Origin of the sequence: Pseudoalteromonas sp. NCIMB 1079 (assembly GCF_040567695.1) — a bacterium.
Classification (GTDB): Bacteria; Pseudomonadota; Gammaproteobacteria; order Enterobacterales; family Alteromonadaceae; genus Pseudoalteromonas; species Pseudoalteromonas distincta.
Map to the genome: position 1 here is coordinate 2,302,573 of NZ_JBEWZA010000001.1, position 21,212 is coordinate 2,323,784.

General features: G+C 38.6%; 17 protein-coding genes, 2 tRNA genes and 1 pseudogene. 10 read left to right on the forward strand and 10 right to left on the reverse strand.

Features of this window, described 5'->3' with window-relative positions; translation table 11 throughout:
- Positions 1 to 108 precede the first annotated feature (108 nt).
- The 4 genes from ABX891_RS10640 (at position 109) to ABX891_RS10655 (ending at position 2,799) form a co-directional block, all read left to right on the forward strand.
- A complete protein-coding gene (locus tag ABX891_RS10640; RefSeq protein ID WP_354629449.1) occupies positions 109 to 1,479 on the forward strand; it encodes an MATE family efflux transporter in 1,371 nt (456 codons plus the stop codon).
- Positions 1,460 to 2,506 (forward strand): DUF3080 family protein, encoded by a 1,047-nt coding sequence (locus ABX891_RS10645; protein ID WP_354630134.1) that lies wholly within the window; start codon positions 1,460 to 1,462, stop codon positions 2,504 to 2,506. The genes ABX891_RS10640 and ABX891_RS10645 overlap by 20 nt, the downstream gene beginning before the upstream one ends.
- Before the next feature lie 113 nt (positions 2,507 to 2,619).
- Positions 2,620 to 2,696, forward strand: a tRNA-Val gene (locus ABX891_RS10650).
- A gap of 26 nt (positions 2,697 to 2,722) precedes the next feature.
- Positions 2,723 to 2,799, forward strand: a tRNA-Val gene (locus tag ABX891_RS10655).
- Between the two features lie 440 nt (positions 2,800 to 3,239).
- Here the strand turns inward: ABX891_RS10655 and ABX891_RS10660 are convergent.
- The 4 genes from ABX891_RS10660 to ABX891_RS10675 form a co-directional block, all read right to left on the reverse strand.
- Entirely contained in the window at positions 3,240 to 4,964 is a 1,725-nt protein-coding gene (locus ABX891_RS10660) for a glycoside hydrolase family 9 protein (protein WP_354629450.1), read from the reverse strand.
- A gap of 526 nt (positions 4,965 to 5,490) precedes the next feature.
- Complete coding sequence (locus tag ABX891_RS10665; RefSeq protein WP_165743819.1) at positions 5,491 to 5,703, reverse strand: 2Fe-2S iron-sulfur cluster-binding protein; 213 nt, start codon at positions 5,701 to 5,703, stop codon at positions 5,491 to 5,493.
- Positions 5,704 to 5,925: 222 nt separating this feature from the next.
- Positions 5,926 to 6,870, reverse strand: coding sequence for a siderophore ABC transporter substrate-binding protein (locus ABX891_RS10670; protein ID WP_309166319.1), 945 nt, complete (start codon positions 6,868 to 6,870; stop codon positions 5,926 to 5,928).
- A 162-nt stretch (positions 6,871 to 7,032) separates the two neighbouring features.
- Entirely contained in the window at positions 7,033 to 8,016 is a 984-nt protein-coding gene (locus ABX891_RS10675; protein ID WP_166377592.1) for a LysR family transcriptional regulator, read from the reverse strand.
- 134 nt (positions 8,017 to 8,150) lie between these two features.
- On the opposite strand from ABX891_RS10675, the gene ABX891_RS10680 reads away from it, so the two are divergent.
- On the forward strand, positions 8,151 to 10,223 hold the full coding sequence (locus tag ABX891_RS10680; RefSeq protein WP_354629451.1) for a TonB-dependent receptor domain-containing protein: 2,073 nt from the start codon (positions 8,151 to 8,153) through the stop codon (positions 10,221 to 10,223).
- Between the two features lie 122 nt (positions 10,224 to 10,345).
- Here ABX891_RS10680 and ABX891_RS10685 read toward each other — a convergent pair whose 3' ends face one another.
- On the reverse strand, positions 10,346 to 12,475 hold the full coding sequence (locus ABX891_RS10685) for a 2Fe-2S iron-sulfur cluster-binding protein (RefSeq protein ID WP_354629452.1): 2,130 nt from the start codon (positions 12,473 to 12,475) through the stop codon (positions 10,346 to 10,348).
- A 398-nt stretch (positions 12,476 to 12,873) separates the two neighbouring features.
- On the opposite strand from ABX891_RS10685, the gene nirB reads away from it, so the two are divergent.
- The 5 genes from nirB (at position 12,874) to ABX891_RS10710 (ending at position 18,953) form a co-directional block, all read left to right on the forward strand.
- Positions 12,874 to 15,447 carry a nitrite reductase large subunit NirB gene (gene nirB / locus ABX891_RS10690; RefSeq protein ID WP_354629453.1) on the forward strand — a complete coding sequence of 858 codons (2,574 nt, stop codon included), beginning with the start codon at positions 12,874 to 12,876 and terminating at the stop codon, positions 15,445 to 15,447.
- Positions 15,434 to 15,787: a nitrite reductase small subunit NirD gene (nirD, locus tag ABX891_RS10695; protein WP_354629454.1), complete on the forward strand. Its 354-nt coding sequence runs from the start codon at positions 15,434 to 15,436 to the stop codon at positions 15,785 to 15,787. Before nirB ends, nirD begins: the two co-directional genes overlap by 14 nt.
- A gap of 9 nt (positions 15,788 to 15,796) precedes the next feature.
- On the forward strand, positions 15,797 to 16,660 hold the full coding sequence (cobA, locus tag ABX891_RS10700) for a uroporphyrinogen-III C-methyltransferase (protein WP_354629455.1): 864 nt from the start codon (positions 15,797 to 15,799) through the stop codon (positions 16,658 to 16,660).
- 274 nt (positions 16,661 to 16,934) lie between these two features.
- Entirely contained in the window at positions 16,935 to 18,197 is a 1,263-nt protein-coding gene (locus ABX891_RS10705; protein WP_341601432.1) for a nitrate- and nitrite sensing domain-containing protein, read from the forward strand.
- Positions 18,198 to 18,458: 261 nt separating this feature from the next.
- Positions 18,459 to 18,953 (forward strand): hypothetical protein, encoded by a 495-nt coding sequence (locus ABX891_RS10710; RefSeq protein WP_354629456.1) that lies wholly within the window; start codon positions 18,459 to 18,461, stop codon positions 18,951 to 18,953.
- On the opposite strand, the pseudogene ABX891_RS20575 reads toward ABX891_RS10710, so the two are convergent.
- The 5 genes and pseudogenes from ABX891_RS20575 to moaC form a co-directional block, all read right to left on the reverse strand.
- A pseudogene (locus ABX891_RS20575) lies at positions 18,890 to 19,216 on the reverse strand (sensor histidine kinase); the annotation flags it as partial. The gene ABX891_RS10710 and the pseudogene ABX891_RS20575 overlap by 64 nt on opposite strands.
- 131 nt (positions 19,217 to 19,347) lie before the next feature.
- Complete coding sequence (locus tag ABX891_RS10715) at positions 19,348 to 20,007, reverse strand: MOSC domain-containing protein (RefSeq protein ID WP_354629457.1); 660 nt, start codon at positions 20,005 to 20,007, stop codon at positions 19,348 to 19,350.
- On the reverse strand, positions 20,007 to 20,465 hold the full coding sequence (gene moaE, locus ABX891_RS10720) for a molybdopterin synthase catalytic subunit MoaE (protein ID WP_354629458.1): 459 nt from the start codon (positions 20,463 to 20,465) through the stop codon (positions 20,007 to 20,009). The genes ABX891_RS10715 and moaE overlap by 1 nt, the downstream gene beginning before the upstream one ends.
- On the reverse strand, positions 20,465 to 20,764 hold the full coding sequence (locus tag ABX891_RS10725) for a MoaD/ThiS family protein (protein ID WP_354629459.1): 300 nt from the start codon (positions 20,762 to 20,764) through the stop codon (positions 20,465 to 20,467). The genes moaE and ABX891_RS10725 overlap by 1 nt, the downstream gene beginning before the upstream one ends.
- Entirely contained in the window at positions 20,742 to 21,212 is a 471-nt protein-coding gene (gene moaC / locus ABX891_RS10730) for a cyclic pyranopterin monophosphate synthase MoaC (protein WP_149606408.1), read from the reverse strand. The genes ABX891_RS10725 and moaC overlap by 23 nt, the downstream gene beginning before the upstream one ends.

Sequence of the window (21,212 nt, forward strand, 5' to 3'; positions counted from 1 at the left end):
CAAAGTGCTAGTTTAACGTATCAACTCATAAAATCATTCACTACTATGATTTTTATTTGAAACGCAATGGATTACAATTGTCGCCTGTTTTATTTAGTAGCTTTTTTTATGACCTTTTGCAATTGGGAAGCCAAGCGTTTACTTTCCCTAGCCTTACCTGTTTTTTTAGCACAAGTTACACTTATTTTAATGTCGGTAGTCGACACAATTATGGCTGGCCAAGTTAGCCCTACTGACTTAGCTGCACTTTCTATTGCAACAGGGATATGGAACCCATTATTACTGGCTCTGCAAGGTATTTTATTAGCGCTCACTGGTATTATTGCGCAGTTTTCGGGCAGCGATGACCGCAAAGGCATTAGTCACTATTTTCAACAATCACTTTATTTAACCGCTATTTTAAGCTTTACAGGTTTTGGTATTGCCCATTTAGCAGATGCCATTATTTTAAAGCTCGATACAACGCCTGCTATTGCAAACCTTGCCATTGACTACATCCATTTTGTGAAATGGGGTGTGTTTGGGTTTTTAATTTTTACAGTATACAGAAACGTTACCGAAGGCATGGGGATGACCAAACCCGCCTTTTACATAAGCCTATTAGGTTTAGCCGTTAATATTCCAGTAAATTATATTTTCATAAATGGCTTATTTGGTTTTCCCGCTTATGGCGGCGCAGGCTGTGGCATTGCCACAGCAATTGTTTTAACTGTTATGGCAATAGCACAAGTCACTTACTGCCAAATGAGTAAAAAGGTAGATGCTAAAGGCCTGCTTTCATCATTCGAAAAACCTAATTTCACTACTATTGGTATTATTACTAAGCTAGGTATACCAATTTCACTTGCTACCTTTTTTGAAGTCACTTTATTTGCGTGTATACCGCTATTTATTGCGCATTTAGGTGCAGTGGCTGTATCGGGGCATCAGATAGCAGCGAGTGTAACTACATTGCTGTTTATGATGCCGCTGAGCCTCTCTATCGCTATAAGTATTCGTATTGGTAATCTATATGGTCAAAATAATTTACAGCAGTTAAAAGTTGCCGTATCGACTAGTTATATATTAGCTATTGTAATTGCACTATTTTTGGCACTTATTACTTTTACAGGTCGTGATTTAATTAGCCAACTGTATACCGACAGCCCTGCTGTTATGGCTCTGGCTTCATCAATTATGATATTAGCGTGTGTCTACCAATTACCCGATGCATTACAGGTTGCTGCAAATGGCATACTCCGTGGTTTAAAATACACCACGCCTATATCGTATATTACGTTTATATCGTATTGGTTAATCGGCTTTTGTTTAGGTTACGTATTGGCAAGAACAGACATAATTGTGCCAGCTATGGGGCCACATGGCTTTTGGGTTGGAATAATAGTAGGCCTTAGTGTCGCTGCTATTTTATTAATGCTAACAGTAAGAAAACGTCTAAAATATGAATTTGTTAACAGTGATGCACTCAATCAAAACTAATAAGCTCAGCCTTAAAACATTACCAGCTACTTTGCTGGTAATGTGTTTTTTAATACTTACTGGCTGCAACAAACCACAAAGTACGGTAAACGCTACTTATATTGAACGCTTAAGTAGCACAGTTAATACAAGCCCAACACAACCTGCGCCGCTCAAGCAACTCCCTTTACTGCAGCCTCCCCCAATAGCACAAAGCGACTTAACACTGAGTATTGTTGAGCTTGCAGGCATTAGTCAATGTAAGCTTAACGTGCTTATAAGTGAGCACAACAACCAATTAGGAAAAACCGCCAGCGCTGCTGGGCAATTAAAATATCAAATAAACTTTATTAAAAGTGCGCAGGTTTGTTTAAATACACTTGATAAAAATAGCCCTAGTTACACAAAAATACTCGCTGCCAAAAACTACAAAGAAACACATCTAATGTACTTTTTTAATACCATGTTATTCAAAGAACCTGAGTTAAATCGTACCTGGCAACTGACTTCAAACGAGCTCACTACTGAACCCGCTGGCTTTAGTGATACCTTGCAGGCGCTAAAACAACTTGTACTCATTAAGCAGCAAATTAACTTTAAGCAATTTAGTAAAATTAATAGCGATTCTATTTTTAGTGCACTCGAACAGCTTAATAAATATCAATTTAACCAAGCACTCATTCAATCAGCCCGCATGCAGGTAGTGTTAAACAGCAACGCCACACAGCTTTTAAAAACACTCAATTTTAATGCCCTTTGCCCAGAGGGTCAAAATAATGAAAACGCAAAAATCATAAGCAACGTATTTCAAAAGTTTTACCTAAAAGAAATTCAGCCCTATCAAGCGCAATTAACTGGTTATCTAGAGGTACTGCAACCGCTTTATAACGAACTTTGGTTTAACGAAAGTATCTCAAGTCCTCAAATTAATAACTTAGTCAAAACGGGCTCGACAAGTAACTTACTGAACTTACTTAAAAGCTCAGCAAAAAAACATGTGGTTTGGTGGCAAGGTTTTTATAAAACGTGTGAAATAAGCCCAATATGAATAAAAAAACGGCAAATAAACTCAAAAACAACAAACTTGCTTGATTCACCAACCGCCACGCTATATATTAGCCGCCGTTGTTAAGCAATTAACACTTACTTAAATAAAGTAATACGACTGTAGCTCAGCTGGTTAGAGCACTACCTTGACATGGTAGGGGTCGGTGGTTCGAATCCACTCAGTCGTACCAAAATTTAAGAACCCTAAAAAAATTGTACGACCGTAGCTCAGCTGGTTAGAGCGCTACCTTGACATGGTAGAGGTCGGTGGTTCGAATCCACTCGGTCGTACCAATTAAACTCTATATTTCAAACAGTTAAAAAACCCTATTCAATCTACTCGTTTGATTTTTTGTTGAAAATTAAATTCTTAGTTTTTTATTATTTTGTATTCAAAGTTTTAAAATAATGAGATCCAAGCCTCAAAAGATCATCTTAAAAATTCCAGTTTTTATCGATTTGTGCCCAAACTTGTGCCCAAGCGCCCAAAGCACATTTTTAGCTCTTTAATCCACCTCAAAATTAGACCCCTACCCCTGATAATTACAAGTCAAATTATAAGATTGAATGGCAATGTATAAATACAGCACAACAGGGAATGACAGCTCTAGGCTATCTGCTCTACTTCTACTAGCGTAAAGTAAGGAAACACACCGCATACTATTGAACACAACTGGTAAGCTAAAGCTTTATACCAGTGATTTATAACTATAATAAAAAGATTCAAGTAAGTATCACCGGCTAACAAACGCTCCTAGCACATATACAAGAGGCGCATTCCAATTAATTGCCACTTCGTTCGTTGAGTAACTACACCAGCTATCGCTGTATGATTTTGCAGGTTCGTTGGAATCATAGTTACACTCATCCTGCTGCCCAGCTTGGGGACCGCCAACTAACATACCTGGTACTGGAGCTGTAATGCCATCACTTTGTGAAATTCGATGATGCGGGTGTTGTGGTGTTTTATCACCAAAACCAGTAACAAACGAATACCCTGTTGGGTTGCGTCCTAAAATGTAATCAACAAGCCCTTGCGCAGCCTTTAAGTACTGCGAATTATTATTTAACTCAGCGGCTTGTAGCAAAACTATCGCTTTATTTAACGCTGCTGAATTACTTCCCCACACAAAGTCAGACTTTTCCATCGCAACAATATATGGGCTATTTTTATGTTGTTTTAAATACACATCAGCTAAGTGTTTTTGCTTTATTTTAAGATCTTCGTATTCTTGTTCACTCAATAAATCTTTTGCCTTAAACAGTAAACTGCTTAAAGAAAGATACGATACATTTCTCCATGAAGGAGCTGAATAATGAATATTTATCTCTTTGTAAGTATTATAAAAACCTTTATCTCTAGTTGTTATAAATAACTCTGCAGCGGCCCAAGCAAACTCATCTTTTAGCTGATTATCACCATACTCTCCACTTTTAATATCATCAGGTTGCTCATAATATTGGGTTTGATTTTCAAGCGAGTACTTCCATGCGTTAATTGCAGCCGCTAAATATTGCTTACTTTTATTGGGATAATAGGGAGCAAGTACTCTACTGGCCACCGATAACGTCGCGGCAAAGTCAAGGCTAGCCGCTGTGCTTTTTCCTATCATGTAGCGCGCTCTTTTATCTTCATGCGGCATTTCATAGCCTGGCCATTCACGCGTTGTGAGTTTATGATAAACACCCCCATCATCGCTTTGCATAGTGATCAGCCATTCAAGGTTCCATAGTGCTTCGTTTATAATATCGGGGACGTCATCTGACGATTCAGGGATGTTTAATATTTGCTTTTGATACACTTCAGGGTAGTGCTCAAACGCCGCAAGTAATGTGTACGTGGTAATACCAGAATTAACAACATACTTACCATAATCGCCCGCATCGTACCAGCCTTTTTGAGATTGCACCTCTTTCGCTTTAAAGTCATCGCCTTGCTCTGCTGATGAGTGATAAAGCACGTCGTCGTCTTTATGCCCTAAAGGCCGCGCATAAATACCTGCATACTTTTTCTCTATTACAATACTTGAACGATTTAAGTAATAGTATTTTAACGCCGCTGTATGAATCGAGTCATATACATGATTATTAATTGAGAATACGGCAGAATCTCTCACTCCTTTTACACGTAAAAGGTAATCTCCTGGTGTTACAATATCTGTAAATTCAGCGCGTTTAAAGGTGTCATTTCCTGAGTTGTCCCACATTTTAGCGTGTGATAACTGGCCGCTACGTATTATTTTATTAGTATTTACATCCACTAAATCATAAGTAGTCGCGGTTACATTTGGCACTATTGCTATTTTTTCGCTATTAACTAAATAACCAAGCTGATTAACTGCTATTTTTTGATTAGATGACTCTGTGCTCAGTTTACTAAAATCATCTTGTACTACCGCCGTGCATGCACTCAAGAAAAGCACAGCGATTAACGTTAATTTTAAAACAACATTTTTCATATCTGATAGTGACTTCCTCAAAATTATTTCTTATACATTTAATCAGTTAGTTGTGAACTGCGATAAAAATGAATTTAAACTTGATACCAAACTAAATCAAGCAATTACTTTACCTGTTTCAGAATCAGTGTTTAATGATGTGTCATCTAAACTAAGAACATATCTTGTTCTAGCGCGGAATGAAAATCTTTACGAAATACATAAAGAGTACACAACTAAACTATCGAACTATTTTACTGCTAAAAACTCTGCAGACAGGCAAATAAGGAGCCTAGATGAATACGTGCAAACCTTGCTAGAAAATCCGAAATTAGAAGCTAAATACACTGGTAATGCATACATTACACACAAACAGAAAAACCATAGACTACATGGTGTAATCATTGTTGATACCCCGAAAAAGTTAAGAAGTCATAGTATTCGTTAGAGGCAAGAATGTACTGCAATCACACGTTTATTTTGTATCAATAGTGAGCCTTTATTGCCCTACAATGATAAAAGCTGAAGATTTATATTTTGAAAAAAACTACAGCTCTAAATCAAGCTCCTCAATGCCTTTAGCAGGTACGGCGCAGCAAATAAGCGCCTGGCCTGTTTCTGCTGGGTAACTTACGTTATTGCGATAAACCACAGCGCCTGCATTTATTCTTACGGCGCAACTGCCGCAGCTACCGTTTCGACAGCCAAATTCAGGTTCTAAACCATGGGATTGGGCTACATTAAGTAAATAATTAATTATTACCTGTGGAGTTTAAAAATTCTCAGCTCTAAATGTTTAGTGTGGGTTGACCAGTACAAGTGGAGTTAGCTATGTATTGCAGATTTTAAAAGTTCTGAGCTAAATTCTATTTATGAGCACCAGATATGCCGCTCATTTCAATTTTTCGCTATCAGTTTTGTATCTAACTAAAGTGAATTGGTGAGCAAATATTCATAATCAGCTCACCTTTAATAAAAATGTTTACCAAATAGTATTTAACTCGTTAACGGTATTAAGAACACTCGCATAGCCGCCTGTTATTACATACCATTGCGTTGGGTTTAAGTAGTAAACATGTTTTTGTTGCCACGCTTGAGAGTTTTCTATAAACGGTGCTTTTGCTAAAGCTTGCTCAATATTGCTTTGCCCACCAGTTGCTAAACCTCTGTCGAGTATAAACAGCCAATTTGGTTTTGTTGCCATATAATCCTTTGTTAATACTGCAGCTTGTTTGGCTTTTTGCACTTTAGTTTGGCTTTTATCGTTATCTTTTAGCTGCGGTTTATTAATTTTATTTGGGCTTTTTATACCAAGTAGTTCATACACCATACCAAATCTGTCTCCAGGTAAGTGCGCAATAAACATATCTTTTACTGTAAATAAAACAAGCCCTGGCCCTTTACCCACTGCTTTAGCCTGCAAAGCATTAATTTTATTATTTAGATTGTTCCACAATAACTTTGCTTGCTGTTGTTTTTCAAAAACATCACCCAGTAGTATAATATTTCTTTTAATATTAGAGACAAAATCATCGGAACTTAATGTTAAATCGATGGTAGGTGCAATTGCAGTTAATTTATCTAACGCTCTACGGCTGCGTGGTCCGACTATAATTAAATCAGGTTTGATTTTTTTAAGTGCCTCAAAGTCTGGCTTAAATAAGCTACCCGCTATTGCTTTTTTTGGGGAGTTATAATGGGCTAAATACTCAGGAAACACTCCCTTAGCAACCGCTGTTACATCAACATCAAGTGCTGTTAATGTATCAAGTACACCTAAATCATATACAACTACTTTTATAGGCTTTTGTTTTATAACAACTTGGGTATTCCCTTGGTTAATTGTTATTGGGTAATTAGCAAAGCTAGCTACTGAGAAAAAACTACAACCAGCTATAAAAAACATTTTTATTAGTATGCCGTACATTTATATTTCCTTTTTAATTTATGAACATATTAAGGATATGCTAGCATGCCACACATCAAATGATAATGAGTAGCATTTACTTTTATTGATTAAAAAGCGGTTTTTTACGTTGCAGTTTCTAAAACACTTAAAATAAATTGCCTAAGTAATACTAAATAAAATTTACATTTCTTGGCAAAGCTCATTATCCCATTCCTGCGGTAAATTGCTTTTTATATGCTCTATAAAAGCACGCTGCTTTTTGGCTAATTTGCCAAAAGGATAACATAACCAAATAGGAACAGGATGACCTACCCAGTCTTTTAAACAACGCTCAAAGCATTCGGGGTGGGCATTAAGACGCATGTTTGCTTGCCATAGAGGTAATAAACCAAGCCCATGTCCTTGGCTTATCGCATCTCCTTGTAACACCAACTGATCTGACTGAATTCGTGACGAAGGAACTGGTACACTTAATGTTTCTCCTCCTTGGTTTGTCATAACTAACTGCTCATTTTTATTGCCAATTAATTGTAACCAGTGAGTATTTATTAAATCTTCCGGTGAGTTAGGATAGCCGTTACACTTAAAGTAATCTTTACTACCAAATACCCCCTGCCAAAGAATACAGAGTTTTTCTTGGCGTTGGCTGGATTCAGGTAACTGCCCCATACAAAGCAAAATATTGTCTTGCCATTGGTTTGAGTTAGATTTTATATCTGTTTTAAGAGTGACGCTAACATCAGGAAAGCGCGTTAAAAACTGAGTAACAACATCACCTAGCCATCCTCTTAATAAGCCGGTATCAACATAGATAACTACTTCACCCTGTACTTTTTCATCTAAGGTATCTAATTCTTGTTTAGCTTCTTTCGCTATACTTAGTATTTGCTCACAATAATCATAAAAACACAGCCCCGCCTCTGTAGGCACCAAGCTGTTAGGCATTCTTTTAAGTAAAATACTCCCTACATCTTGCTCTAAGTTTTTAAGATGTCGGCTAATAGTTGATTTAGACAACTGCAGTGTTTTTGCCGAATTTGATAAGCTTCCTGAACTAACCACAGAGACAAAACTACGTAATTCTTTAAATTGAGGCATTGCAACATCCCTACTGCGTTTAATACGCTCAGTGACGGCTAATTTACATAATAATAAATTAGCCATTACACGAGCAAACGATCAACATGTGTTGCAACTTTGGCAACACATTGTTCCATTTAAGTTTCTTTACATGATAACAGTAAGTATTATCATTTGCACTCTTGAATTTAGGCCTACATGTAAAGGAGAACATTTTAATGTCCAAACGATCAATGTCGAAGTTAGTACCATTGACCTGTAAGAAGTTACCTCTCGCTATTTTGATCCCTATAGCCATGAGCGCTTCAGCGGCAGAAAAAACAAATGAAATGGAAACAATGGTTGTAACAGCAACCGGTTATCAGCAGAAAATTATAGATGCTCCTGCATCTATTTCGGTCATATTACAAGAAGAGCTACGTAAACAATCTTATACCACTGTTGTTGATGCTGTTCGCGATATACCAGGCGTATATGTAACTGGTGGCGGTAATATGCAAGATATTAGTATCCGTGGTATGGATGATCAATACACATTATACCTTGTCGATGGTCGTCCTCTTTCGGCGGGTCGCTCAGTAAATACTAATGGCTCGGATGGGGGTAAACAAATAGGTATTCCACCACTTGCAATGATTGAACGTGTGGAAGTTATTCGTGGTCCTATGTCATCACTTTACGGCTCTGAAGCAATGGGCGGAGTGATTAACATTATTACTCGTACGGCTCCACAACAATGGGCCGCAAGCTTAGCCGCAAGCTATACTTCATCTATGAATGATGTAAGTAATGATCAATACAATACCGACTTTTACGCTGGCGGTGCGTTAATTAAAGATGTATTAGGCATGGAGCTTACAGGCTCAATACAACATACAGATGAAAGTGATTACTCTGGCGGTGGCGACGCTACTGCTAGCCGCCCAGACTCAGATACAACCCAATTTGGGGTTAAATTTAACTGGGCCGTTGATGATAAAAACAAGGTGAGTCTAGCCTACGATACATCAAATATTGATTTTGAGCATACACCAGGTAACTCAATAGCTATTGATGCAGAAGGCTCACAGTACGAATTTGAAAAACAAATGTACTCCCTCACCCATATGGGTAATTACGGAAAATTAACAACAAACACTTATCTTCAGCAAGATTTATCTGAACGCGTGCAAGATAAAGATAAAAAAGAAGAAATAATTACGTTTAATACATCTGCAACTTATGCAGCAGAGCAACATATTTATACTGTGGGCGCACGATATAAAACCGAAGAACTTGTTGACGAAACGAATGGTTTACTAGATGCCAACGTGGCTATTGCCAGTGATACAGTTGACCGATGGATTGGGGCTTTATTTACTGAGGTTGAATGGAACTTTATAAAAGACTTATCCATAACTACCGGTTTAAGATACGATAACGATGAGCAATTTGGTTCTCATTGGTCACCTAGGATTTATGCTAACTGGCATGCAAATAACCGCTTTACTGTTAAAGGAGGGGTTTCTACAGGATATACTCAGCCTTCATTATCTCAAGCTACTGCAGGCTTTGGTCGAGGCACAGGCGGGGGCGGATCTCCTAACCTATCTTCCACTGGAACATCCATTTCACGTGCCCTGATAATAGGTAACCCTGACTTAGATCCAGAAACTAGCGTTAACTACGAAGTTAGTTTTATTTATAACGATCCTAAAATTGGACTATCGACCAGCTTAACGTTTTATCATACTGATTTTGATGATAAAATAGCAGAAGATCGCTACTGTATTAGTGAAAATATTGATAGAAATGATTTTGAAAACTATCAATGTGAATTCAGTGGGAACACTTATCAATTTTTGAGTACGCAAAAAAATATTTCTGAGGCAGAAATGCAAGGGGTAGAAGCGACTGTAAACTACCGTATTGCCGACAACCTTCGCTTTAAAGCTGACTACTCTTTTACAGACTCTGAGCAAAAATCTGGAGACTTTGCAGGCGAGCCTTTAAATAAAATACCCAAGAGTATGGCTAATGCTACCTTAAACTGGGATGCGAGTGACACGATAAATTTATGGAGTCGTGTAAACTACCGTGGTGAAACTACTGACTATTTAAGCCGTACAAGCTTAAGTGATGGTACACCCGGCTACACCATGATGGACATAGGCGCACAATATTGGATGACTGATAATCTGAAAGTAATGGCTGGTTTATACAATGTTACAGACCGTGTAGTGACCAATGAAACCTACGGCGTTGTGCTAGACGGAAGAAGGCTTACGGTCAGTTTTAATTTTGAGTTTTAATAAAAGTAATTCAACGGAGCGTTTTTAAAACGCTCCGTTTGTTTAACAAAAAACAGTTGTTTTAGTTTTAGCGCATAGTTTTGTATTTAAAAGCGCTGTATTTAAAAACGCTATATTAACAACTACAGCTCTAAATCAAGCACCTCAACACCTTTAGCAGGTACGGCGCAGCAAATTAGCGCCTGCCCTGTCTCTACTGGGTAACTTACGTTATTGCGATAAACCACAGCGCCTGCATTTATTTTTACGGCGCAACTGCCGCAGATGCCGTTTCGACAGCCAAATTCAGGTTCTAAACCATGGGCTTCAGCTACATTCAGTAATGTGTTATCGCCTTTATTCCAGCGCCGTTCAAAGCCCGATTTGCTAAATTTAATGATGGTGTTGTCAGCCTCTTCAACACTCATCTCTATGTTTTTATTAGGCGCTTCGCTTGTATTAAGCACATTGCGGTTAATAGCGGAAGGTCCAAATGCTTCAGCAAATATATTTTTATCCTGCACACCGAGCAATAACAGCTCGTTATAGACGTGCTGCATAAACGCTTCTGGTCCGCATAAAAAGAACTCGTAATCATCAAGTGGTAAATAGTATCTAAACACATCCGCATTTATTCGCCCTTTTAAATTAAGGCCCTCATCTTTTACGTTAAAGCCATTGCCTTGTTTTTCATCAAGCTCAGGCTGAGATAAAAGTGAGTAATAATCAATTGCGCCGCCACTCGTATCTGCTAACGTTTTTAGCTCGTTATAAAACGCACACTGCTGTTTATTTATAGCACTGTGAAAAATATGTAAAGGGCGTGTATAGCGGGTTCTCAACCCTTCATTGGCAATGTGTTTAGCCATTGAAACCATGGGTGTAATGCCTATTCCGCCACCAATGAGTACCGCTGGTTTGGTACTGGTTGGGTCAATAAAAAACTGCCCTTGTGGGTATTTAGCTAAAATAACGCTCCCGAGTTTTACGTTATTATGAAAGTAGTTAGACACCTCGCCATTAAGCTCTTTTTTAATTGATAACCGATAAAATAGTTCATGAGGGCTTGATGACACGGTGTAGGTTCTAATAACAGGTTTGCTATTACTGTTATTGCTATTATTTTTACATGGTAATTGTACAGTTAAATGCTGACCAGCTTTAAACGGTAACAAGGTTGTATTGTTATGCCCTTCTAAATAAAAGGAGGTAATTACATTACTTTCTTTAATTATTTTAGTTACTTTTAAAGGCTGCCAAGTATGTTTTAGTTTTTCGGCTTGTTTGTTTTTATCAGCCTCAAGCCACGTGCCCGTCATTTTAGTGTTAGGGGAATAAGCATCAAATTTAGCACTAAACGGGAGTAAGTTTTTAAGCCACATCCCTTTAGTGAGGGTAAATTTCCAGCCTCGGTCTGCGCCAATAAAGCCCTCTAACTCTGGATGCCCGTCCCATAAAATTTCAACGCTGCCGGTAAGCATTAATACATTACCCGTGTCAAAATCAGGAAATAACAAACCTGCTTTTGGGTTTAATAAAAAGTTACCCAAGGTATTAAAAAAATTGTTACCTGCGTAATCAGGAATCGTTAATGTGTTGCCTTCGCGCTTTACAAAACCCGGCAACCCACCACGGTGAGAAACATCAACCCCTTCAATTTTTGGATTGTTTTTTGCGGTTATAAAACTCGATACAAAAAATGTATCGGTGGTGTCAATTAACGCACTGGCTGCGTTATCAATTGTATTAAATTCAACTTTTTGTACTGCACTACTTTTAACTAAAGGATCTCTATTAAACGTTAAGTCGCGTGTTTGAATATATTGCGGGCAATTTCCAAAAGATTGATCAACATTAAAACTCACCTGATTATCACTAATTGCCTCACCTACGCGCACATTTAAACGGTTACGCCTACGCATGCTTAGCTCAATGCCTAATAAACCAATTGGCGAGCCGGCAATATTTAACGTGCCATGTAAGGGGTCGTTTTTATCAACCGCGTGCGTCATTAATAACGACCTAGGTGTGGGGGCGCTTAAAAAGCCTGACTGCCCTGAAACAATAGATACCCACACATCGGCATTTTCATCAACACTGCCTGCAACCACAAATGGTAACTGCTCAAAAAAGGCCTGATGCTGCTCTGGCATAAATGAGCGCACGGCACGTTTGCCAAATGTTGCCATTATTTCTCGTTTACCGAGCTTGTCTTGTATTGCCAGCTCGCCTTCGTGAAAAGGTGAAGCATCTATTGAGTTTGTGTTTATCATTTTGCCCGTGAGAGTACGTGTACGTATTTTATGGGCTAAATTTAACTCAATATACAATCAATGATAATGGGTGTTTTATTGACTGATAATGCACAAAACAATGACAATACTTGCACCCTCTTAGTGCCAGGCGCGCACCAACATATGTCAAAACGAGTTTTTCATTCACTCTAAAAACATATTAAATAGTATTTAAACAATAACTTAAAAAACTGGCTATGTTTTTGCAAACACTCTATTAACAAGCCCGTTTTACTTACGGCAACAAATTTAGGTTGTTGGCACTATAGCTATTAGCAACCATCGGCAAAGAAGCCCGCACACAATTATGCATAATGCGTATTTGTGGCGGGCTTTTTTGTTATTTGTATTTAAACCGTCACTTTAAGGAATGCCATATGCAAACCTCGCAAAAAATACTCATTATTGGTAATGGTATGGTCGGACACCACTTTGTTGAGCAAATGCGCCAAAGCGATGCCAACGCAGACATTACTGTACTTTGCGGAGAAGCAAATCTTGCATACGATCGCGTGTATTTATCAAGTGTATTTGATGGCAAAACAGCCGCCGATTTAGCACTCACCACTCACGACAACTATAAACAACTTAATATTAATGTGCATACCAGCCAGTGGGTTGAAGACATTGATAGAACAGCAAAAATAGTGACCACATTAACGGGTGAGCAATACCCGTACGACAAACTTGTACTCGCTACAGGTTCGTTCCCATTTGTGCCGCCTATAAAAGGTAACGACCAACCCCATTGTTTGGTGTACCGCACATTAGAAGATTTAGAACAAATAAAAGCCAGTGCCACTGTAAGTAAAAGTGGTGTAGTTATTGGCGGTGGTTTGTTAGGGCTTGAAGCCGCAAATGCGATTAAGCAACTAGGGCTTGATACCCACGTAGTTGAATTTGCGCCACAACTTATGGCTGTTCAACTTGATGGGCAAGGCGGTACGCTTCTAAAAAATAAAATAGAAGAACTTGGCGTAACGGTACACACATCAAAGGCAACCAGTGAAATAGTAAAAGGCGAAACGAGTCGCTTTAGATTGAACTTTTCGGATGAGTCATTTTTAGAAACAGACCTAATTTTGTTCTCTGCCGGTATTCGCCCGTACGATCAACTTGGTAAAATTGCTGATTTAGAACTCGGTGAGCGCGGCGGTATTATTATTAATAACCAATGCCAAACGTCAGATCCTGATATTTTAGCCATTGGTGAATGTGCCCTGTGGGACAAAAAACTATTTGGCTTAGTAGCACCGGGTTACAACATGGCACGCGTTGCAGCGAGTCAATTAAGTGGTGGCAAGCTTGAGTTTTTAGGTGCCGATATGAGCACTAAACTTAAGTTATTAGGTGTAGAAGTAGGCTCAATTGGCGACGCTCACGCAAAAACGCCAGACTGTAAAGAACTTATATATCAAGATGCTATTCGCGGCTGTTATAAAAAAATCATACTAAGTGAGAAAGGCAATAAATTACTGGGCGCTGTACTAGTTGGCGATACCAGCGACTACGATACTTTATTGCAGTACATGCTTAACGACATGGACTTACCAGAAAACCCTGAGTGTTTAATTTTACCAGACAGCGGCGGAGCGCCGTCGTTATCGGGCAGTGCCCTACCCGACACCGCCACTATTTGTTCGTGTCACAATGTGAGTAAAGGCGACATTGTAGGCGCGATTGATGGCGGCTCGTGCGATTTAGCCTCAGTAAAATCATGTACTAAAGCAGCAAGTGGCTGTGGTGGTTGTGCCGCGTTATTAAAATCTGTTGTTGATAACGAATTAGCAAGTCGCGGTGTTGAAGTAAACAACCATGTATGTGAGCACTTTGCGTATTCACGCCAAGAACTACTGCACATGGTAAAAGTAGAAAGCATTAAAAGCTTTGATGACTTACTAACTAAACACGGCAGCGGTCATGGCTGTGAAATATGTAAACCTGCCATTGGCTCTATTTTAGCCTCAACATGGAACGACTTTATTTTAGAACCCGCTCATGTTGGCTTGCAAGACACTAACGATACATACCTAGCAAATATGCAAAAAGATGGTTCGTACTCTGTGGTACCGCGTATTGCTGGTGGCGAAATAACGCCCGACAAACTCATTGTAATTGGACAAGTAGCAAAAGACTTTAACCTGTACTGCAAAGTCACTGGTGGTCAACGTATTGATTTATTTGGGGCTCGCTTAGAAGAGCTTCCTGTTATTTGGGAGCGACTTATCGAAGCCGGGTTTGAGACAGGTCATGCCTATGGTAAGTCTCTTAGAACCGTTAAATCGTGTGTGGGTAGTACGTGGTGTCGTTATGGTGTGCAAGATAGCGTTGGACACGCAATAGAAATTGAAAACCGCTACAAAGGGTTACGCGCACCGCATAAATTTAAAATGGCGGTATCGGGTTGTACCCGCGAATGCGCCGAAGCACAAAGTAAAGATATTGGCATTATAGCCACCGAAAATGGCTGGAACTTATACGTGTGTGGTAATGGCGGTATGCGCCCTCGCCATGCTGATTTATTTGCAACCGATTTAGACACGCCAACACTGATTAAATACATTGACCGCGTAATTATGTTTTACATTAAAACGGCTGACAAATTGCAGCGTACGTCGGTATGGATGGAAAACCTTGAAGGCGGTTTAGACTACCTTAAAAGTGTAGTAATTGACGACAGCTTAGGCATTTGCGACGAGCTAGAAGCGCAAATGGAATTAATTACACAAACCTATGCCTGTGAGTGGAAAAAAGCGATTGAAAGCCCAGATGCTGCCAAACGATTCCGCCAGTTTGTTAATAGCCCCGAAACCGATGACAACATTTTATTTGTGCAAGAGCGTAACCAAATTCGCCCTGCTACAGAAGCCGAAAAACGTGAGCAACGTAATACACAAAACCGTATTCCAGTAATGGAAATTGAAGAGGAGCAAGCTGATGTCTTGGCATAATATTGGAACAATCGACAACCTAGTGGCTAATAGCGGCGTATGCGCATTAGTTAATAATCAGCAACTGGCTATTTTTTACATTCCACAAAACCCAACGGCTGTGTTTGCCATTAGCAACTTCGACCCTATTGGCAAAGCTAATGTATTATCGCGTGGCATTATTGGCTCTATCGATAATAAATTAGTTGTTGCATCGCCTTTATATAAGCAACACTTTTGCCTAGAAACAGGTGAATGTTTAGAAGCAGAAGCAATACACTTACCGGTTTTTAATGCAAAAATTGAAGACGGCAGTGTATTTATAAGCTCTGAACCAAAAGTTACAACAGCTGTGGCTTAGGGGAATATTATGAGTGTACTGTCTTATTTTTCGGGTATTGAAAACGTGTGGCTAAATAAGCTTGTTACTAAGCTAACAAGCTCAAATGATCGCAGTGCTAAAAGCGGCAACGTTTATATAATTGGTGCGGGCCCAGGAGACGCAGAGCTAATTACGGTAAAAGCGCAGCGTTTAATTAATACCGCCGATGTTGTTTTATACGATTGGTTAGTAAGCGATGATTTACTAAAAACACTGCCTAAAAAAGCGCAGCGTGTATTTGTAGGTAAGCGTGCCGGCAAGCATTCGATGACCCAAGCTAACATTTGCGAACTACTGGTTAAATACGCGCAACAAGGCTTAAACGTAGTGCGTTTAAAAGGCGGCGATCCGAGTATATTTGCACGTATTAACGAAGAAGCCGATGCGCTTACAAAGCATAATATTAATTTTGCTATTGTTCCGGGAGTCACAACGGCTTGCGCTACTTCTGCTTATACAGGTATTCCACTCACTGCACGCGACGTAGCGCGTAGTGTTACGTTTTTAACGGCGCAATTTGCCGATCCTAACAAGCAGCCTCATTGGAATAATTACGCATTTGAGCAAGGCAATAACAACCCTACTTTAGTGGTTTATATGGGACTTTCGCGCCTACAAGCACTAAGCAACGGTTTACAATCAGTGGGTTGGCCAAGTGAAACGCCCATTGCACTAATAGAGAACGCTACTACCGCTAAGCAAAAGGTAATTACCAGTACGCTTGAACTAGTAGTAAATGAGCATGCTAAACACGACCTTCAAGGCCCTACCCTAATTATGATTGGTGAAGTAATAAATCATAAAATGGCAATTAGTCCTGAATTACTAAATAGTGTAAATATTAACGCATGATGCAAAATGAATAATGCACTTTTCGCGCTTACTACCTCCCCAGGAGTAGGCGCTTTTTTTGTTTTTAATTTAGGTTCAAGTTGTGTGCAATAACATGCTTAAATGCACCAAATAAGTTAAAAGTAATGGTAAGTTAAATTATAGAAACACAGTGATAAACAAAAATAACACTTTAAGCAATTGTATTAGCTTGATTTTAAATTCAATGATGAAATTTATTAATGATTGGAACAGTGGTTGCACTTTAAAAACAAAAAAGTGTGGAATAATACCAATGGCGACAAGTAATCCTCTCACAAAACAGTTTTTATTAGCGGCTAAGTATCAAGAAATACACGCGCTAAAGCAATTACAAAACAGTTGTGCCTCGCTCACTAAATTAGGCGATTTTGTACATCAGTTACAAAAAGAACGTGCAATGAGTAATATATTTTTGGCTTCAAACCGCGAACGATTTAAAACCCAATTACAAGAGCAAGTTCCTTTAAGTAACAGTGCACAAACTGCATTTAATGATTCTCTAAAACAAACATTTATAAAAGACAACGCCGATACTGGCCATACTCGGTTATTTAATTTAATTACCTATAGCCTGCAAACACTTGACGCATTGCCCGACCTACGCAATCAAATAGCACAACAAAACATTAGTGCAGTGCATGCTACGCAGTCATTCACGCAGTTAATTGCTGGTTTACTCAATATTATTTTAGAGGCAGCAGATGGCGCAAGCGATCCTAAAATAACGCGTTTGTTAGTTGCCTTTTTTAACTTTATGCAAGGTAAAGAATACGCAGGACAAGAACGCGCCTGTGGTGCACAAGCATTTGCAGCGAGTAAATTTACCACTGAGCAAAAACAGCAACTCGCGCATTTTGTACAAGAGCAAAACCACAGCTTTGACTTTTTTAATGAGTACGCCGATGCGCACCTTTTAAAATGCTTTGCCACATTAACAACACATCAGGTTAATAATCAGGTAGAGCAACTTAGAAGTTTACTGCAAAAACTCGATGACGAGAACGCTCAACCGCTCTCGCAACTAAGCGAAGTTTGGTATGAAGTAACCACTACGCGCATAGATATAATGCATAAGATTGAGCAAAACATAGCAGATCAATTAATTGATACCGCAGCAATGCAAATAGCCTGTGCTCAACGTAGTTTAAATACAAATAAGCAAGTACTTAACAATATGACAGAGCAGCACATAGCCCCGACTTTTGGGCAATTAGCCATTAAGCAACCAGAGCCAGAAGTAAGCCAAAATATAGCGGCCGATAAGCTCAATAGTAATAAAAGTATGTATGATTTAATTATCGAGCAAAGCCAGCATATAAAACAAATAAACCAAGCATTACTTGACGCTAAAAAAGTTATTAGTGAGCAAAAGGTAATTCACCAAGCCAAGTACATACTTATTGAGCAGCTAAAGCTCACCGAAGAGCAAGCCCATAAACAGCTACAAAAACAAGCAATGGATACGCATAAAACCTTATTTAGCGTAGCGCAAACAATTGTACAACTGAGCGATTAAAATAACTTTATTGTTTTTTAGTAATACCACTACCCTAAATAATAGTTATTTATTAAGTTACAAATTTCACACCCAGATTGAGTTTTGCCTTATTTTAAAATTGATTCATAACTTGCTGACTATAATAAGGTAAAACTCTAATTTGAAGTCTATTTATAATGCAAATTATTCAACGCATTCAAAATAATCAACTACAATAAGTTAATCATTTGTTGCATCTCATTTTAATGAGGCATATTTAATACTGTTGTAGGAGTTTGAATGCCCAATGTAGAGAGTTATATAGAAGGTGTATCATTAATAGATGAGCAACAGTTAACGACTTCTCTTGATAATGACATTCAAAAAAACATAGAAAACATTGCTGAGCTAATTTTACACATTTTTGATGCGAGCTCATTTTCTATTGTTGCTAATTTACCTGCAGGTGTCGTTGAGCTATATAAATCAGGTCCAGAAATAACAGTAGCTAAAGAACAACTATCTGATGATATTTTTAATGAATCGATTATTGAGCATCACCCTAAAATATTTAGAGTTATATCGCCTATTATTTTGCCCTCAGGCCTTAAGTTTGGATGGTTTATATTCGAGCGAATAAGTGATTCACCACTTACAGAAAAAGAAAAATCAATTTTAAATAGTTTACAAAAAAACTATGTAAATCAGTTAGTCCAACGTAAAAATTCATTTTCTATGTCTTTTTCACAAATTGTTAAAGTTTGCTCTGTGTTAATAAATTTCATAACAGCATAATTTAATGGATTTATTTCTTCAATACACTCAATTGGTTGCTGCCTAATTAACAATATATCTGACTCAATGGTATTTATATCTATGGGGATATTGTTTTCTATTTTTTTAACTGATTTGGTAAGTTGATGAACATATTTTAAATGAAGAAAGTTAAGTTGATGAAACTTAGCGCCTTTAGCTATTTCAAAAGCTGAGTAGACAGTAATGCTTATCTCTGCTGCAGTTAATATTACAATAAGCATCAGTTTTCTTGAGATATTCATATACGACACCTATTTTAGCTACTAACCCAACATTATTTTTTAATAACACTATAATAATTATAGTATTTATAGCATTAGGTATAGCAGGTTTTATCTTTTTTACTAGGTCCTCTATAAATAATAATTTATGCTTAACTTTGTTCGCTTTTAATAAAAAGCTTCTTTTTAATTTTAGTGTGCCACTCAAGAGCAAGCTCGGGCAATTCGAGTGCTGCTAATAATACACTTTCATAATCTGGATATTTTTTATCAAAAAATGCCTGGAACAGTTTTTTAACTGATATGTCGTGCGAGACTTTCTTCTCGATAACAACAGTATCACCCGTTTTTGCAACGCCTTGCTCTAGTACCCTAAAATACACGCCAGTGCAGTAATGCTGCGTAAACAGTTTAAGGCTGTTTTTATTATTAAGGGCGATAGCTAATTTAAAACAAGGCACACGAGGCTGGCTTACTTCAAGTAATGCAGTACCAATTCGAATATGGTCACCTATGTGTATATTCGCTTCATCAAGGTCAGAAATCGTGAAGTTTTCGCCAAAGGCACCTACTGCCAAATCATCATTCTCGAGGGTTTGTTTCCAATAATCATAATGATTGTGCGAAAACGCGTAAACCGCTTTATCAACCCCGCCGTGATTAACTAAATCGGCTTGCTCGTCACCTCTTATATTTAGCTTTTCAATAACAACAGGCTCATTAGTTGGCGTTTTAAAAATACCGGTTTTAACCTCTTTGCCGTTATGCACTACCGTTTTAATTTTAGAGATATTAGTAGAGATTATTTTCATTAGGACTCCCACTTGCCCAGCGCTTGTTTGTCACTTTGTTTAAACTCAACCCAATTTGATGAGTCTTTAAAGTGCTCTTTTTTCCAAAACGTGGCGTGGTTTTTTAAATAATCCATTATAAATTGTGCGCCTTCGAACGCGGCTTGGCGATGGCGGGACGTTACGCCTACAAATACAATTTGCTCGCCAAGTGCCATGTAACCAACGCGGTGAATAATACATATTCGCGCCAGTTGCCAGCGAGTTTGTGCTTGCTCTGCAATAGATTGAAGCAGTTGCTCGGTCATACCAGGGTAGTGTTCAAGTTCAAGTGCAATAACGTTATCGCCACTGCTGAACTCTCTTACCAAACCTGTGAAGGTAACAACAGCGCCATCGCTTTTATTATTACTACAAAGCGTATTGTGCTCGTCACCTACATTAAAATCATCAGTTTGTACTTGAATATGTATGCTCATTAGCCACCTGTAACCGGCGGGAAAAAGGCAAGCTCATCCCCTGCTTTCACTATTTCGTCGCTTGATGACATAGTTTGGTTAAGCGCTGCAAATAACTCACGCTCTTCCAGCCACGGTTGCCAGTGCGGGTATTGACTCACTAATCTTAATTTAAGCTCTGAAATAGTAAGCGGCTGCGTAATCTCAAGACTTAATTTACTGCACTTTAACCGCTCTTTTAGTTGCCCAAAAAACAATAACTCTACTTTCCCGGCGCTAGATATAGCATCGTTTGAATTAATCGCGTTGCCAACTGCCATTTTTGCCCCCAGCTTTTTGAGTAACGCGCATACCGCTAATTTCCATTAGTGGGTCGGCTGCTTTACACATATCAAACAAAGTGAGGCTAGCCACAGATACCGCTGTTAACGCTTCCATTTCTACGCCAGTTTTACCGGCAAGTTTGCAGTAGCTGGTTATTTTAATTTGGCTGTTTGCTTCATCAAGTTCAAAATCAACAGCGACTTTACTAAGTGCAAGCGGATGACAAAGCGGGATTAAATCAGCGCATTTTTTAGCGCCTTGAATACCTGCAATGCGTGCCACGCCTAGCACATCTCCCTTTTTGTTTTGATTAAGCATTACTTGCTCAAAGGCAAGCTTGCTCATGCTAATAAAGGCTTCAGCTGAGGCATCGCGCAGGGTTACTTCTTTGAGCGATACATCAACCATATTCGCTTGGCCGTTTTCGTCAACGTGGCTTAACAT

Bases quoted from the DNA above. Each gene is read 5' to 3' on its own strand.
- ABX891_RS10640 (WP_354629449.1), top strand. From the start codon at position 109: ATGACCTTTTGCAATTGGGAAGCCAAGCGTTTACTTTCCCTAGCCTTA.
- ABX891_RS10645 (WP_354630134.1), top strand. From the start codon at position 1,460: ATGCACTCAATCAAAACTAATAAGCTCAGCCTTAAAACATTACCAGCT.
- ABX891_RS10660 (WP_354629450.1), bottom strand. From the start codon at position 4,964: ATGAAAAATGTTGTTTTAAAATTAACGTTAATCGCTGTGCTTTTCTTG.
- ABX891_RS10670 (WP_309166319.1), bottom strand. From the start codon at position 6,870: ATGTACGGCATACTAATAAAAATGTTTTTTATAGCTGGTTGTAGTTTT.
- ABX891_RS10675 (WP_166377592.1), bottom strand. From the start codon at position 8,016: ATGGCTAATTTATTATTATGTAAATTAGCCGTCACTGAGCGTATTAAA.
- ABX891_RS10680 (WP_354629451.1), top strand. From the start codon at position 8,151: ATGTCCAAACGATCAATGTCGAAGTTAGTACCATTGACCTGTAAGAAG.
- ABX891_RS10685 (WP_354629452.1), bottom strand. From the start codon at position 12,475: ATGATAAACACAAACTCAATAGATGCTTCACCTTTTCACGAAGGCGAG.
- nirB (WP_354629453.1), top strand. From the start codon at position 12,874: ATGCAAACCTCGCAAAAAATACTCATTATTGGTAATGGTATGGTCGGA.
- nirD (WP_354629454.1), top strand. From the start codon at position 15,434: ATGTCTTGGCATAATATTGGAACAATCGACAACCTAGTGGCTAATAGC.
- cobA (WP_354629455.1), top strand. From the start codon at position 15,797: ATGAGTGTACTGTCTTATTTTTCGGGTATTGAAAACGTGTGGCTAAAT.
- ABX891_RS10705 (WP_341601432.1), top strand. From the start codon at position 16,935: ATGGCGACAAGTAATCCTCTCACAAAACAGTTTTTATTAGCGGCTAAG.
- ABX891_RS10710 (WP_354629456.1), top strand. From the start codon at position 18,459: ATGCCCAATGTAGAGAGTTATATAGAAGGTGTATCATTAATAGATGAG.
- ABX891_RS10715 (WP_354629457.1), bottom strand. From the start codon at position 20,007: ATGAAAATAATCTCTACTAATATCTCTAAAATTAAAACGGTAGTGCAT.
- moaE (WP_354629458.1), bottom strand. From the start codon at position 20,465: ATGAGCATACATATTCAAGTACAAACTGATGATTTTAATGTAGGTGAC.
- ABX891_RS10725 (WP_354629459.1), bottom strand. From the start codon at position 20,764: ATGGCAGTTGGCAACGCGATTAATTCAAACGATGCTATATCTAGCGCC.
- moaC (WP_149606408.1), bottom strand. From the start codon at position 21,212: ATGTTAAGCCACGTTGACGAAAACGGCCAAGCGAATATGGTTGATGTA.